The following is a 14,012-nucleotide window of genomic DNA, read 5'->3' as shown; positions in this document are numbered from 1 at the left end:
GACTTTGAGCCCTTGAGGCTTTGGAACGGAAGATGGGAAATAATTGAACCTCCAACGAACTTTTTACCAGCTACGGGAGACGTTCCTTCAAAACTGGTCCAATCGCTGGCTGGATGCGATCACTTGTTGTTCGAAACTCCAACAACAGGACAAATACGCAATCTTCTTATTGGCAAAATACAAGACGCTTTAGGGCGCGAAGTCCAAGCTTTGAAACCCGAAGCGGTGGCTTTGGGAGCATTGGAAGCTGCCCGACGGTTGTCGGAAAACGACCCGGTTTATTACGACTTCCTGCCTCAGATTTCCACCATTGTTCAAAACGCGGATGGAGCGGCGAATTATGACCTCATTCCTCCGGATGCTCTGTTGCCGGCGGGGCAGTCATATCAAAGCGACAGGCCAGCTCGCCTTGGCTTAGTTGCTGGCACCGACGAGATCAAAGTGCATTTGAAGAAACAAACGGATTCAACACCTCGTAGAGTCTTTGTTCCGCTCGCGATTCCACCACAGACAAACACACCTGTTGAGCTTCATTTGCAGCAAACGCCCGCTGCTGGCCGCGCAAGACTCACATTGGTCTCCGAGGCGTTTGCAAGCCCCTTGGTTGTTGACTGGGGGCATGCTGAGCAGCTTGATCAAACATGGGAGGAGGTTATCGAAAGTTTGGAGCCGGAGAAACCGTCGGTGCCCAACCGGCTGGTCCTACCGTGCGGCTCTGACAATTGGTTTGAGACTGAGCGTAGTTACGGCTTGATTGAGCTCCTTGAAGACAATTTGGATAAGCGAATACCTGACTGGGAAACGCTAGCTAGCAAAGTGTCGACGCGACCTTTCGGAAAGTATTCTGTTTCAAGTGACGGTGACCTTCCAAAGGGCATACCCGACACAGCTTTAACTCTTCTCGACAAAGCTATAGAGCGTGCGGAACAAGATGTTCGTGCGCGTCTAAATGGCGACGGAACCGACGAAAACCAATCTCTGCGCTTTCTGACCTGGCTGTTCAAAAGATGCCCAGATTGGGTTGTTCTAAACCTGCTAGAAGCTTTGGATTCTCCAGTTAGGCAACACCCATTTATTCTTGCTCCCGGAAGCAGATCACTGATGCTTCAAGGAATTGGGCGAACGGCTACTGACCCTTTACATCAGCGGCAGGCTTTTGATTTTTTGCTATCACTTCCCAAGGAACGCTGGAAAAAAGACCAAATGGCCTGCGCTGCATTTTTGCTGTCGAGAAATGACAACGCACCCATGCTTCTTGCTCGCAAAGAAGTGGACTTCATTGCGTCGATTGCTGAGACCAAGGTTCGTGAGGCCGTCGGTAAAGACTTTTCAACGGCTTATTCTTATGGTCCATTCCTGTTGGTTGGCCTGTTAAGATGGCGTCTGAAAGATCCATGGGCTTTGGTAGCAGGACGTGATCCTGTGGCCGATAACCTTCTTGCCGCAACTGAATTGCTCGCAGCGCATCTTAGCCAGCTAATGAAAAGTGATCCGCGCTTGGAAAAATATTTCGTAATTCTCACTCAAGTCTGTGAAGAGCTGGAAGGTAAAGGTAGCAACCCAGACATTCTCGTTGATTTGCAGAGTTTCTCAGGAAGCTAGTTCGCAACAGTTCATGGTTCTCGTCCAACTCTTCTTCTGACCAAGACCAAAATAGCTGGGTATCTGCTCTCTTCTTTTGAGGCGTGATCCGTGAAGTAAACCACAGAAGCAACCAAGTCACCTGGACACTTCGCTCGCTTAGCAAGTCAGGCATTTAGAATTGACCACATACTGCGACGATCCTCAGGTCGCAGAACAGCATACTCACAACCGGTTCCGGCAGACCAATATCCTTGTACACGCTGCCAGATCCTTCAGTGATTTTATCGTTTTCACTCATTCTGGGCACTTGCTCATTTTGATCCAATCATCCGTCCACTCTGCGGCGCAATTATCTGGCACAATCTCCACGATGTGTTGTTGCACAAGCGCCAGAAGTGCCGGCCATGCATCTGGATCCTCTTTCAAGCGCGATTGGATCTCTGCAATCAAGTTATCCAAAGGGATATCGTGCAATGGGCGCCCAAAGATCTCTTAATTTGAAAACTCATCGTCATTCATCGAACGGATCCCATTCATTTTTGTTGTCGCAATATGCGCACAGCACGCTTGCCTTATCCTTTTTTCGCACCACGTCTCCTTGGTGGCCGCATTTCGCGCAGGTCCGTCGGCTATTCAGCTCGACCCGCCTGAGCAGTTGATCCAAGCAGTGATCGTATTTGCTAAATTCGATATGGATGACGCCAAGGCGGGTCGTATTCACGTCTGAGATTTGCACCACAACCGGAGTCTCGAATGCTTCCTGGACCACTTGTTCAGCTGCCACGAGGAATTGCGACAATGAGACCAACCATCCTGGGCCAATAGCTGGCTTTAGACTTGCCGTATTGGCATTCACCAAATCTGGGAAGCGATCTGCGATATCAAGCTCGAGATCTCGCGGCCATTTTGCTTCCGCGCCTTCAAATCGGCGTTCGAGGTAGTCGTTGTAGCACCAGCAACAAAGAGTGGAGAGATAGCCTCGGATGTTTTGAACCTCAGCTGAGTTTCCGCACCGCTCACAGGTCTTCTCGATCTCCTCGACATGCGCCTCCAGCTCGTCGAAGAGATTCCGATTGCATTCTCGTGTGTATACCCGAAGACCCCCCAACTTTTGTTTAACCTGAATAATGTCGGGGAGCTTTTTGCCATAGATATCGGGTCGCAACTTGACGACTTGTTTGACACCGTCGAGCGCCAAGGCGAGCTGGTCAACCCAGCCGACACGATGCTCACCAAGGGCCTTCAGCACGCTCGTGTGGATGTCATTCCAATCGACAACCTGTTTCATTACTCACCCTTCAGCTGCGCCAGGGCGTCAGCTTTCTCATTAACAACACGCATGATCTCTTCGTCCGTCAGGTCATCGATACCCGCGAAATCCTCGGGTCGGATTGAGAACACGACACTGCTTTCACTGTCGTGAACCGCAAACGACAGGCGTAGGAATCTAGGATCCTCAGTTTTCGAGAAAACTGGTTCAATCGTCCTGGCCATCGTCATTCTCTTTTTTAGCGATGCGCTCATCCAACTCGCTAATGCTCGACTGAAAGATCGACAACATGTCGTCATCATCCTCTTCATTTACTTTGCGCGCTCTGATCTCATCTGCGCTGATCGGATCAGACAGTGGTGCTCGGCCGGCAAAACACTCGGCCTTTTTCAGGATCAGGAATGCTCGCGTTAACTCCTCGATCTCGACGCTTGGCTCTCGCGCACATGTCGTCTCCAGCCAGAGCTGCGCGGTTTTCTCCACCAGTGACCAAACAGTTTGCTTGCGACGATGCTGCAAGATCTCGCCACGAATGGCTTTCTCTTGGATACCGAGCTGGGCGTTTTCGCGCTCGTTCATCCGGACCTCGTAGTCGGACACGTCGGCAAGGTCGCTGATGTTGCCGAGGTGCGCGCGAGCAACTTCGGTTTCATTTACATAGACGATCAATTTGAGCATCATTTACGACTCCTTCTTCACGCATGCAGGCCCACTTGGCCAAGCAGCGGCTTTGTCCTCAATGATTTGCCAAGTTTTCGTTGTCAGTCAGCATTCCCGCGTCGGCGAAGTCTTTTGGGTCGAGCCAGAATGTAATTCGGCGATCCTCATCGCGGACGAAAAAACCGATGTCACTGACGCCGTGTTGTTTGAGTGGTGTACCGAAAGCAAGTTCAAGGCGTTTTGCCATGACATACTCCTCCAAAACAAATGGTAGGAGGGCAGGGACTCGAACCCTGGTGAGTCACAGTAATCTGCTGCCGACGTTGAAGGGGTATAAACCCGACCACCGCACCTGCGCCCTCCCACAAAACGTGGGTTGATATCTGCTTCAGGCAGATATTCGAAGAGACGCGGTATGATTGTGTGCGTTAGTCATACCTTTTCGGTAGCAAGCTTAGGGTGAAGTGTCAAGTTTTAGGCGTGTTGATCGATAGTCTTATAAAATCATTTTAAATCATAAATTTACAGGATTTTAGTGTTGTGTGGTTGCGTTTAATGACACAAGGTACAGGGTGTGTTTCTGCAACCCAGGATTGGTCTGCCGATTTCGTTTCACGGGTATGCCCGTATGCGATTTAGACAACTGCTCAAATTGAAAACCCTCAAGTCGGAAAAATACTGCAAAATGAGTCAAGCAACCGCGCCGAAGAAACCCGGAAGCAAAATTGAAGGACCAAAAGGGGTAATGAGGCTAATCATCGACTGGCCATTGAGAACGTTCACCTTCGGCATTGTGGTGTTTGCTCTATTGGCCGTTGGACTACTCTTTTTGATGCTGTTGTTGGATATTGGTGTTGACCAGAAATACTCTCATATCTCTGACACATTGTCCGCCATCGCAAACGTTTCGGTTTCGGTAGCTGGCTCGCTGGTCGCAATTGTGCTTGCAGTCTGGGCAATTCAACAAGCCCGTCTGACACACGCACTCGAAGAAAAGTCCCAACGACTTGAAGAGGAAGCTCGTGCTAGAGAGGTTGCCAATGGGATGGCTGATGGTCTCTTCCTTGTTCTCAGGGATTTGAGGCTTTCAGGTGAAAAACTTCAGGAAGAAGCCAGTGAGTTGTCCTTATCTCTTGGCGAGTATTTTCAATCCCGTCCAGTAGGCGCAGCACTTTTAAGCGAAGAGGGTGAGAAAGTTAGACTGAGGCGCAATGCAGCGGCCAATGCTTTGGAGGATTTTGCCGGAGCCTTGGCCAGAGCAGCAAGAGATCCTTTGTTCGAAGGTGCAGCAGTTGCCAAGGAACGTCGAAAGGCCGGCTCATCGGCCGAGAGTGTAAAAACAAAGTCAACATTTGAGTACATCTCGGTGTATTTGGATGAGCTCGAAGCCAATCAACTAAGACTCGTCGAGGCTGTCGAAACATTCCGTGAGCAAAGCCCAGAGTCAGTTCTTACCGTCATGGAAATGGAAGAGCAAATTGAGGCTGAAGATGAACGTTTAGCAGAACAAGAGAACACATGGTGTTTAGGTGCTGACGCGCGGATGGCCGCCAATTGGAACCCGTCTCCCGAGGCAGCCAGTGCTACTGCTTTTTGTGGAGAATGGAAACATAAAGACGAGCGGCTAGCCGTTCATGCAGCGAAACTGTTCGAAATAGCTGAAACCTTGCGATTTACTGAACTGGACACGTTGTGGCTCAGACAAGCATACGCCCGATATGTTTGGAACGTTCAACGCAAGGCTGCCTTGGATCGGGGTGGTATTGGTGCGTACATGATGCGAACGTCCCCAGATCGGGGGGGGCGGTTCCGTAGAGGTAGTCCACGCATAAGTGAGCGAAAAGGCGGGCTTGAAAGGGATCTTCGAAAATCCTCTTACTCTCTACTAAAAAAAACCGATAAAGAATTCGACTCTGGGGTTGCTGGTGATCCTTTGCTTCGCCTGTCGCTGCTTTCGGACGGAGTCTTTCCTTTGAGGGCTCTAAAAGCGACGGTTTCTACGGAAGGCGATTTAGAATTTGATTTACCGGGGAGTGGAACTTTTGTTGGCGATTATGAACAGCTACCAACAGATCCATTGTCGTTGAATCATATGGCTCACATGTTGGCGGCGGCGATTTCGAGCCTGCCGTCTGCGGAGGACTTTTTGAACGCATTTGGAGAAGAAAGCCTAGAGAGGAAGCACCTTTCTCGTCATATGCAGCCTGAAATTTTGAGCGGTGAACTGCGCTCAATCATGCGTGATTTCTCAAACTACCTAAGAGTTTTTCCTGACAAGGTGTTTATGCCAGTTTGGCCAAGTCATGTGATGAATGCGATAAGAAAGACGGATGTTTGGTCGGATTTTTCACAAATGGCACGCGACGTTAAGGAGACAGATACTCCGCCGTCTCAAGCCGGATCGCTTCAAGCAATTATCCGAAATCGAACAAACGTAAGAATTCGGCGTTGATTGAGCTGACCAACTATTAACATTTTTGTTCCTCAAGTAGTATCTGGCTGGTGTTTTGCTGCCGAGCTAGCCTTGCGCCTTGCTGCGGCCAATGCACTTATTGCTAGAGAATGGATGCCCTAAGGTTGATTTTGTTGACACCTCTCGCCCAATGGCCAAACGAAAACAGGCTTCAGTGCAGACATTTGGGCAAATCGTGCAGAGTTATGCGCAAATACCGCGCAGAGTTTTGGGCAAAGTTCCAAGATTTTCTTAAACGAAATCAATGTCAACAATGCAGCGTTATGAGCGCACCTACAGCCGCGGCATTGCGGACTTCTTTGGATTATCATTCTGTTTCTGACGACCGCGCCCACAAATTGATATCTTCTTCCGAGCTGATTTCATCGATCTTTTTGAGCTCGTCAGCACTGAAGTCGAGATTATCGATAACGCCTGCGCAATCCACGATCTGATCGGGTCGGGACGCACCAATAAGTGCGGTCGTTACGCGCCCACCCCTGAGCACCCAGGCCAGAGCCATTTGCGCCAGAGCCTGGCCACGTGCCTCAGCCATATCGTTCAGAGCGCGGACACTTGCCAAAGATCGCTCGTTGATCATGCCATCGAGCAGCGACTTTCCTTGTGTAGCACGGCTGCCATCAGGGATATCGCGCAGGTATTTTGACGTCAGAATGCCCTGCGCCAGCGGCGTGAAAGCAATCGATCCTACCCCAAGATCATCCAGGGTATCCAGCAACCCGTCCCTCTCCACCCAACGGTTGAGCAAGTTGTAAGAAGGCTGGTGTATTAGGCAAGGCGTCCCAAGATCTTTGAGAATTTTCACTGCCTCGCGCGTGCGTTGTGAGTTGTAGCTCGAGATACCTGCGTAGAGCGCGCGACCCGACCGTACGATATGATCCAACGCGCCCATCGTCTCTTCGAGCGGGGTGTCGGGGTCAAAGCGGTGGGAATAAAAGATGTCGACGTAGTCAAGCCCCATGCGCGCAAGTGATTGGTCACAGGACGCAATCATGTACTTGCGTGACCCCCATTCTCCGTAGGGTCCCGGCCACATGTCGTAGCCTGCTTTGGAGGAAATGATCAGCTCATCCCTGTAACCCGCGAAATCCGTTTTGAGGATCTCGCCAAATGCCTCCTCGGCTGAACCGGGTGGCGGACCGTAGTTGTTCGCCAGATCAAAGTGAGTGATCCCATGATCAAACGCGGTCCGACACAATGCTCGCTTGTTTTCGTGCGTCGAGTCCGCACCGAAATTATGCCACAGGCCCAGGCTGACAACAGGAAGCTTCACACCGGAGCGCCCACATCGCCGATACATCATCCGCTCATAGCGGTTCGGCTCAGGGGTATAGGGAATGGGTTTTGGCTTTGGCGGTCGTTGAGCTTTGGTCATGCGCATATAATCAATGGATTGTCGGGCCTGTCAAACGGATCACCTCCAGCAAGATCGATGCGAGATTCCGCTCGCCCTGTTGGTTAGTCTTGCTCTGAGTGCGAAAGATTTCATGTTCCGATCATTCGGATTCAATGCCAACTCTCAAACGTAGAGAGTGCCTCCTATGATGAACCACACCTCAGCAACGATGCACTCAAGGCAAACGCGGTTTAGGATCGATCTCGATCATTCGAATCCTGACTTCCAAACTGTGTCATGCGCCGCGTCGCCCCAACTCCTCCGCACCGGGGGGCGTTGCGAGTAACCAGCACAAAGCGATTTTTCAGGTTTCGACACGAACAGAGTTCGAAAAGTGCAAGAGTGCGTCAAAAATCACACAATGTGCTGTTTTTGAATCTAAAAATTCTCAAGAGTCCATCTCCTTTGAAATCAAACGCGTGTGAGGACTGACGGAAGAAAAACGGTCGAAAATTTCCGCGAGAGGTTGCTAACGCCCTGAAAAATATGACCTTAATTTCTTGATCTCGCGGCGTCGTAGATGCATTTGCCGAGGAATGAAAATCGACCCAGATGCAAGAACCCCCGCCCGCCGAATTCACAGGCGCGGCAAAAGCGAAAAAGGCAAATTACCTGTCTGGCCCGAAGCTCGGTGGCATGGTTCAGACCGAGAGCCGGTTGGAATCGGCTGCGGCGTACTTGGGCATGATCGACCCAAGGGTGAAGGAAATCACGCCCCAACCGGTCACGTTCGATTTGGATACGGGTAAGATTTGTGGAACGAAGGAAGACTTGACGCGAGAATACGTAGGTTTCGGCAAGTCGCCACGCTCTTATACCCCAGAATTACTGTTCACGCTCAACTGCGGAGATCAGGTTTTCGTCGAGACGAAATCCAACTGGTTTATCGCGAAAAATCCTGACTGCCTCGACCTACCCGCGCGGTTAGCTCATTTTGGGCACCGACTGCTAATGGTGACCGACGAAGTCATCACGTCAGCTCTTTCGTATAACGTGAAGCTGCTGCGCCCTCACGCCGATTGTGTTCCGACCCCGTCCGTTTTGAACGCAGTCGCCAAACTTGGAGAGGGTCCATTCACTGTTGACGGCGCGGTGAAATCGACCGGCCTGCGCGAGTGTGACATCATTGTAGCCATTCTGAGCGGCGCTCTGAGGTGTGACATCCAGAGCCAAGAATTCAAACGGAAGACGAACCTTTGGGCCGCGGGTGGCAGTACTGCCTACCTTGAGGTCCTAAGCTTATGACGGAGCTGATCGAAAAGTATGACGGGCGCCGGATGCCATAGATGGAGTTCAGCACGAAGTCATTGGTCGAATTGTTGGACGACCTGCGGTGCAACTCAAGTCACCGGAAGGCATCATACACGAAATATCTAGTGCAGATTTTCGGTTGCATATTTCACTTGGCAACGTGGAAGAGCTCGAGGCGGCTCAGCCATTAGGTCGGTATAGGAGAGGTGAAGAGAGGCTAGGGGTTAAGTGTTGCGATGGTCTGTACCCAGCTCAGAATGGGCAGCCAAATACGGAATATAGCAATTCAGAAAAATTGTGATTTCCAACCAGCGGCTACTCAATTGCAGTGCGAAATGTTGAGGTAAGTCGTTTGTTCAAACCGTGATGAGGCTCGGCTGAGAAACCGTAGTGCAACTCTGCCAAGGCAGCGATGTCATTGAAAATGACTACGGAGCCGCCTTCTTCATTCGCGTAAACCAATAGTTTTTGGCAAAAGGCATCCAAACCAATTGCCGGAAAGCCCGCCATAGCCACGCCACCGGGTGCTGGTCCGCCGAACAATAAGAGAACTGCATCCGGCATTTCCACCCCCAGGTGGGACGCTTCGGCCGCAAAATCAACTTCCCCAAACCAGACCTTGTCGTCCTGCTTCATCACTGCTTTACTGAGACGCTCCACTGCCTTTGGTACGCTGAGCGGAGAACGCAGTTCGATGACCCCATAGTCGGCAAACAATCCGTTAGTCGGCCCTGGTGCTGCATCCAAGCCGTTCAGAACTTCGAGCAGCTTGCTCTCAAATGTATTTAACGCTTGGGTGTCATTCAGACCATGCCGCACTTTGAGAAACTGAGAGTCTGTATAGGCGATCTGCGGGCGATCATCCTGATCGAATGAGAGAACGCGAAAAGGAAGGTCCAGACCTGCTCGTACGTTCTCTTCTAGAATGGGCGTGTTTATCTCTGGATCAGAGAAAATGAGTACACGTGATGCTGGCATTTCTACGCCCTCAGCTTTGGCCAAGCGCGCGTGATCTATTGATGCGATTGGAGTAGCTCCCGCTTCGACAACGGCAGTCTCAAGCTCTAAAAAGTTTTTGTCCACCGCAGTCTGGACAGGTGACGATTGTGCGAGACCGGATGTCGAAACCGACGCAGTTGTAATCATCGAGAGAACAAAGAAAAACCTCAGCACTTTAACACTTCCTGTTTCATTGTACTTTTCTCAGGGAAACCGCCGCCAGAGCTGCAAAAGCTATCTCGGCCGCAAGATAAAATAGAAGTAACTCGTTTGGAACTCCATCGATAAGAATGCTTAGCATGCGTCCAATGGCCAGTCCCGACATAAACAAAAAACAGAACCCAAAGCGCAGGGCGTTGTAATTCTGGTTTCGAAGCGGCCGCCAACCAAAACAACGCGTTTGCCAGTTAAAGACCCATAATCGCTCGAAACACGTGGGTTTAGTTCGTCCTTTCCACCGGATATCCCGCCAAAACTGGGATCGAACTGCCGGGCATCAGACCGTATGATACCGCAATTGGCACGAGGCCGACGGTAGCGCGCAGAAGGACCAATCTAGCGCTCATGGAGGGCTCCTTCTTGCAGAGGTTTCGCTTTTTTGCGAAATTCCTAGTCGGCTTTTTGGGGCATCCGATGATCCGAGGCGGATGTCCAAACAGCACTCAGAAAGGCATATTGTATGCATCATTAACCTTCTGAGAGATGACACCTTCGGTCGATGTCTATTCTTCAACTTAACCTTCGTTGGAAACCAGCTTCCCACTCGGAAGAATTCCTCTAAGGTTTCAAGATGTGCCTTTACCAGACTGGTGCTACTGCTGCTTTCGTTTAACTGAAATAATGCATCCAGAGTGTTTTGGATGCCTTGCAGGCACATCCCGGGCCATTGCGTCCACGTTTCCCAGGTGCCGCAACGCTCCGTTGTTCAGCAACACGCCTCGCCCAGCATCATACCGGCGCTGTCCAAATCCGCTGGCAACGCATTCCCAGTCTTCCTTGGCCGCCGCGTTGCGGAATCTCGGTAGGTCGTGCGGGTCATGTCGTCCAGGTGTTGCTGCGACGTGATCGTGTTTCTTCGCATTACTTTGGTGGGTTAAATGGTGGGTCACTTGTGTTGTGCTGGGTTGCTGGACACTACCGGTTGTCGGCCTCGGCTTGGGGCGCATGATTGTCACGACGCCTTGAGGTTTCGGATGTCCTGGGACGGCCACGTGAGTTGCCGTCGGTTTCGGTGTCAACTGTGGAACCTGGCCAGGAACCGCCGTGGGAACCTGATTGGGGGTTGCGGTTGGGACAAGCGGGGGTGTCGCCGTAGTACCGCTGGGTTGCGGAACACGGCCGGGCACTGCGACCGGAATCTGGTTTGGTGTCGCAGTCGGGACGAGCGGTGGCACAGCAGTTTGTCCAGTGGGCTGAGGTGGGACCTGACCAGGAACTGCGACTGGTATTTGGTTTGGCGTTGCGGTTGGCACAAGTGGCGGTACCGCTGTTGGGCCGGTAGGTTGAGGCGGAACCTGGCCAGGGATAGCTATCGGAACTTGATTAGGAGTTGCAGTCGGAACTTGCGACGGCACCGCGGTAGGACCGGTAGCCAATGGTGGAACCTGATTGGGAACGGCTGTCGGAACCCGGTTTGGTGTCGCGTTTGGTGCCAAAGGCGGAGTTAGCGTCGGCGCTACTATCGGTGTAGGAACCTGACCAGGAACCGCTATTGGTGTCGCAATAGGAACCTGAAGGGGAATTGCGTTCGGAACCGCGCCCGGAGCAAGGACTGGAACAGTAACGGACGTGGGTGTTTGCTGCGTTCCCTTAGGCGGCAACTGATTTGCCACCGGCTGAGTTGGGCCAGTAACTTGATTACCTGCCCCTTGCCCACCAGCCTGCCCGCATCCTTGGCTCGACTGGTGCGGGTTCCCTACGCCTCGGCACCACCCGTAGTGATTTCCGCGGGCAACGACCTGAGTAGCAGCCAGTTCTGCAATCAAACAAGCTGCAGTAAGTAAAACAATGCGGTTCCGTTTCATAACATCCTCACCAACTTGTTGTCAGAGCAAGATACGCGCCAGGATCGCCAGATTCGGTTAAAGGGCCGTCTCTCAAAGGGACACCGACGTATCCGGACAGAAATAGGTTTCGCTTGAACTCGATGTCCAAACCCAGACCTGTGGATGCCAGTGTAGCATTATCAACTTCAAAACTCGCAGGGTCATTGTTCGAGATGTAACCCACGTCGAAAAAGGCAAATGGCGTTAGCCGATGAATGCTCCGAGAGCTGGGGAAGTAGGAGTGAGATATTTCGAATATCGCAGAAATCCCGGAATCACCGTCTACTTCGTCAAATCGATATCCGCGCAAAGCGTAACGATCACCAAGGAAGTACTCTTCAACAGAGGGCAACCGGTCTGTTGTGTACTGCCCCCAAATCTCGGTGCGCCAAGCTGTGTTGGGCGACAAGCCCGTAAGTGGGCTTTCGTATCCGACGCCGCCTCGTAGATGCCAGAAAGAAGAGTCCCCGTCGTCAAAACTCGCGTCTGTCGTGTCGTTGTCATTGTCACCAAAAGATAAGGTTAGCCCCGCTTCCAGAGCTTGTCCCTTTGGATAGTTTTGCCCGTACAGATAGGTAAGGCCAACAACACTTGCGTCACTGGACAATGGAACGCCACCGCTAACAGAATCCGATTCTGAAAGGCGATAATCCAAAAGCAGGTATCCATAACGAGCAACATCGCGGATCACAGGATAACCCATCGCAACGGTGAAGTTCTCGCCGTCAATATCTGTTCTGGCAAAGTCCCCTGAAATGTCGCGTTTTGCGTTGACGTTCCCATAAAAAATCTCACCGTATAGACCATTACTGTTCAGCGGCGTGCGATAGGTAAGAGCGCCCCACAATGAGTGTTCATCGTCTTTGTCCCAATTGTAATTGCCTGATCCCTCAAATCGCAGCAAATCTCCGACGGTCAGCGTCGAATAAAACTCTTGTACGACATAAAAACTAAGCGCTTCTCCAAGCTCACGCGGAGGGTTGTCGAGTGTCGCACTACCGGCTTGTTTTCGCAGTGGCTCTCCCAATACTCTCAGCCGAGCACCAGTCTGATCCGGGTAATCAAGTTCGGTCGACAATTCCAAGTCAGGTATGTCCTCGGCCAGCATCACTGCCCGCTCAAATCGTTTCAGCGTTATGGGATAGGAGGTGGTGAGGGGCTGAAAAATCTTCTCTAGTGTTTGAAACGTACGCGTATCTACACCTTCAATTTCGATGGTTTGAATGCGCCCTTCATCAACAATTATGCTCTGCCCATCGGGACCGGGCCAGGCTTCAGCCAAAAAATAACCGTCTTCTCGGTAGATCTGAGTGATCGTTGATGCGACCTCCACCGCTGTGATGCGCCCTGACCGATTGAAGGCCAATTGACCGGCAAAAGTTAACAGCTCATCCGTATCATACACCGTTACGCCGTTGACTGAGTGCTGTGATGCTATGTCCCAGGTTTGTGCAATGCTGTATTTTGGAACCGAAACAATGGCCACAAAAGTGCAAATGATCGCAATTACAACTGAGTTGGTTACGGGCATTTTCTACAACCTTTGCATGATTGAGAATGTTAGAGCCTAATCCTATTACGAGGTTTGAATGTCTGAGCTTGCCGTTATTCAAATTTGATCACGACTGGTGCTTTCGAGATACACAGCAAACAGACTACAATGCGCCTTCGTCGCCCAGGAACTCGATACCAGCGGTCGCGCCATCACTGTAGGCAATGCAATTCCAAGGAGCACGATCCTCGCCAACACCGACAGTGACTTGTGTTCCAGCCTCGCTAAACGCGGATGAGAGCACAACGACTTGCGAATTGTTCGTGGTTTTGGCCACATCTCGCAAACATGCCTGCTGAGCGGGCGTGGGTTCGGCGGACGCGCTAGACGTACTCGTTTCGTCACATGCCGCAAGCAATGCAAACAAAGTTGTGCCTGCAATCATCACTGTCTTTTTGGTCATTTTCTTCTCCATCAGGGTCCATCGAATCTAGTGAAATTGGATGCTCCTTTTTGAAGCGTCCGCTTCTACTCAGCCAATTGAGCACAGCTCGATCCGGTGCTTACCTATCCCAAAGATTTGTCGCCAACGGATTGGTCGGGGAACGATATCGAGTTGATTGCCGGGGCCGATAAAAACGTGGGTCAAATAAAGCTTAGTCGAATTCGCATGTTTGAATCTTATTTTTCATAAATCAACATTTTTTCCGCGCGTAAATTTCGCTACCTTTTTGAAAGATAGGTTTTTGGCGTTCAAACAAAAATAGAAGGCGGGAAAACCCAGAAGGGCGAAGGCGTGCTTTTGGGTCCGCGAGGCGTTCTGAGGCCGCACAGAAACTAAG

13 protein-coding genes and 1 tRNA gene are annotated in these 14,012 nt (G+C 51.2%); 3 read left to right on the top strand and 11 right to left on the bottom strand.

Annotated features, from left to right (window positions below; translation table 11 throughout):
• The first annotated feature begins 123 nt into the window (after positions 1 to 123).
• Positions 124 to 1,602 (top strand): hypothetical protein, encoded by a 1,479-nt coding sequence (locus ACR0CZ_RS15470; protein WP_480544604.1) that lies wholly within the window; start codon positions 124 to 126, stop codon positions 1,600 to 1,602.
• A gap of 493 nt (positions 1,603 to 2,095) precedes the next feature.
• Here the strand turns inward: ACR0CZ_RS15470 and ACR0CZ_RS15465 are convergent, their stop codons facing one another.
• The 5 genes from ACR0CZ_RS15465 to ACR0CZ_RS15445 all read right to left on the bottom strand — a co-directional run bounded on the left by ACR0CZ_RS15465 (position 2,096) and on the right by ACR0CZ_RS15445 (position 3,878).
• On the bottom strand, positions 2,096 to 2,872 hold the full coding sequence (locus ACR0CZ_RS15465) for a hypothetical protein (RefSeq protein ID WP_170395417.1): 777 nt from the start codon (positions 2,870 to 2,872) through the stop codon (positions 2,096 to 2,098).
• Positions 2,872 to 3,078 (bottom strand): hypothetical protein, encoded by a 207-nt coding sequence (locus ACR0CZ_RS15460; RefSeq protein WP_170395419.1) that lies wholly within the window; start codon positions 3,076 to 3,078, stop codon positions 2,872 to 2,874. Before ACR0CZ_RS15460 ends, ACR0CZ_RS15465 begins: the two co-directional genes overlap by 1 nt.
• Entirely contained in the window at positions 3,062 to 3,535 is a 474-nt protein-coding gene (locus ACR0CZ_RS15455; protein ID WP_170395421.1) for a hypothetical protein, read from the bottom strand. The genes ACR0CZ_RS15460 and ACR0CZ_RS15455 overlap by 17 nt, the downstream gene beginning before the upstream one ends.
• Before the next feature lie 55 nt (positions 3,536 to 3,590).
• Positions 3,591 to 3,761 (bottom strand): hypothetical protein, encoded by a 171-nt coding sequence (locus ACR0CZ_RS15450; protein WP_170395423.1) that lies wholly within the window; start codon positions 3,759 to 3,761, stop codon positions 3,591 to 3,593.
• Between the two features lie 21 nt (positions 3,762 to 3,782).
• Positions 3,783 to 3,878, bottom strand: a tRNA-His gene (locus ACR0CZ_RS15445).
• Between the two features lie 321 nt (positions 3,879 to 4,199).
• On the opposite strand from ACR0CZ_RS15445, the gene ACR0CZ_RS15440 reads away from it, so the two are divergent.
• Positions 4,200 to 5,966 carry a phage tail tape measure family protein gene (locus ACR0CZ_RS15440; protein WP_170395425.1) on the top strand — a complete coding sequence of 589 codons (1,767 nt, stop codon included), beginning with the start codon at positions 4,200 to 4,202 and terminating at the stop codon, positions 5,964 to 5,966.
• 328 nt (positions 5,967 to 6,294) lie between these two features.
• On the opposite strand, the gene mgrA is transcribed toward ACR0CZ_RS15440, so the two are convergent.
• Positions 6,295 to 7,326: an L-glyceraldehyde 3-phosphate reductase gene (gene mgrA, locus ACR0CZ_RS15435; protein WP_480503091.1), complete on the bottom strand. Its 1,032-nt coding sequence runs from the start codon at positions 7,324 to 7,326 to the stop codon at positions 6,295 to 6,297.
• A 609-nt stretch (positions 7,327 to 7,935) separates the two neighbouring features.
• On the opposite strand from mgrA, the gene ACR0CZ_RS15430 reads away from it, so the two are divergent.
• Positions 7,936 to 8,628: a hypothetical protein gene (locus tag ACR0CZ_RS15430; protein ID WP_170395429.1), complete on the top strand. Its 693-nt coding sequence runs from the start codon at positions 7,936 to 7,938 to the stop codon at positions 8,626 to 8,628.
• Between the two features lie 321 nt (positions 8,629 to 8,949).
• Here ACR0CZ_RS15430 and ACR0CZ_RS15425 read toward each other — a convergent pair whose 3' ends face one another.
• The 5 genes from ACR0CZ_RS15425 to ACR0CZ_RS15405 all read right to left on the bottom strand — a co-directional run bounded on the left by ACR0CZ_RS15425 (position 8,950) and on the right by ACR0CZ_RS15405 (position 13,633).
• The gene (locus tag ACR0CZ_RS15425; RefSeq protein WP_480537180.1) at positions 8,950 to 9,807 is read right to left on the bottom strand and encodes a DUF302 domain-containing protein; all 858 of its coding nucleotides are present in this window, start codon (positions 9,805 to 9,807) and stop codon (positions 8,950 to 8,952) included.
• Positions 9,808 to 9,823: 16 nt separating this feature from the next.
• The gene (locus tag ACR0CZ_RS15420) at positions 9,824 to 9,958 is read right to left on the bottom strand and encodes a DUF4345 family protein (RefSeq protein WP_480502800.1); all 135 of its coding nucleotides are present in this window, start codon (positions 9,956 to 9,958) and stop codon (positions 9,824 to 9,826) included.
• Positions 9,959 to 10,073: 115 nt separating this feature from the next.
• Positions 10,074 to 10,199: a hypothetical protein gene (locus ACR0CZ_RS15415; RefSeq protein ID WP_480502801.1), complete on the bottom strand. Its 126-nt coding sequence runs from the start codon at positions 10,197 to 10,199 to the stop codon at positions 10,074 to 10,076.
• 1,465 nt (positions 10,200 to 11,664) lie between these two features.
• On the bottom strand, positions 11,665 to 13,209 hold the full coding sequence (locus ACR0CZ_RS15410) for a ShlB/FhaC/HecB family hemolysin secretion/activation protein (protein ID WP_170395433.1): 1,545 nt from the start codon (positions 13,207 to 13,209) through the stop codon (positions 11,665 to 11,667).
• Between the two features lie 124 nt (positions 13,210 to 13,333).
• Complete coding sequence (locus ACR0CZ_RS15405; protein WP_170395435.1) at positions 13,334 to 13,633, bottom strand: hypothetical protein; 300 nt, start codon at positions 13,631 to 13,633, stop codon at positions 13,334 to 13,336.
• Between the last annotated feature and the right edge of the window lie 379 nt (positions 13,634 to 14,012).

It is taken from the genome of Ruegeria sp. H9 (assembly GCF_056532915.1).
This window is presented reverse-complemented; position numbering and strand designations above follow the sequence as displayed.

Bases quoted from the DNA above. Each gene is read 5' to 3' on its own strand.
- ACR0CZ_RS15430 (WP_170395429.1), top strand. From the start codon at position 7,936: ATGCAAGAACCCCCGCCCGCCGAATTCACAGGCGCGGCAAAAGCGAAA.
- ACR0CZ_RS15420 (WP_480502800.1), bottom strand. From the start codon at position 9,958: ATGTCGGGACTGGCCATTGGACGCATGCTAAGCATTCTTATCGATGGA.
- ACR0CZ_RS15415 (WP_480502801.1), bottom strand. From the start codon at position 10,199: ATGAGCGCTAGATTGGTCCTTCTGCGCGCTACCGTCGGCCTCGTGCCA.
- ACR0CZ_RS15450 (WP_170395423.1), bottom strand. From the start codon at position 3,761: ATGGCAAAACGCCTTGAACTTGCTTTCGGTACACCACTCAAACAACAC.
- ACR0CZ_RS15410 (WP_170395433.1), bottom strand. From the start codon at position 13,209: ATGCCCGTAACCAACTCAGTTGTAATTGCGATCATTTGCACTTTTGTG.
- ACR0CZ_RS15460 (WP_170395419.1), bottom strand. From the start codon at position 3,078: ATGGCCAGGACGATTGAACCAGTTTTCTCGAAAACTGAGGATCCTAGA.
- ACR0CZ_RS15440 (WP_170395425.1), top strand. From the start codon at position 4,200: ATGAGTCAAGCAACCGCGCCGAAGAAACCCGGAAGCAAAATTGAAGGA.
- ACR0CZ_RS15465 (WP_170395417.1), bottom strand. From the start codon at position 2,872: ATGAAACAGGTTGTCGATTGGAATGACATCCACACGAGCGTGCTGAAG.
- ACR0CZ_RS15405 (WP_170395435.1), bottom strand. From the start codon at position 13,633: ATGACCAAAAAGACAGTGATGATTGCAGGCACAACTTTGTTTGCATTG.
- ACR0CZ_RS15455 (WP_170395421.1), bottom strand. From the start codon at position 3,535: ATGATGCTCAAATTGATCGTCTATGTAAATGAAACCGAAGTTGCTCGC.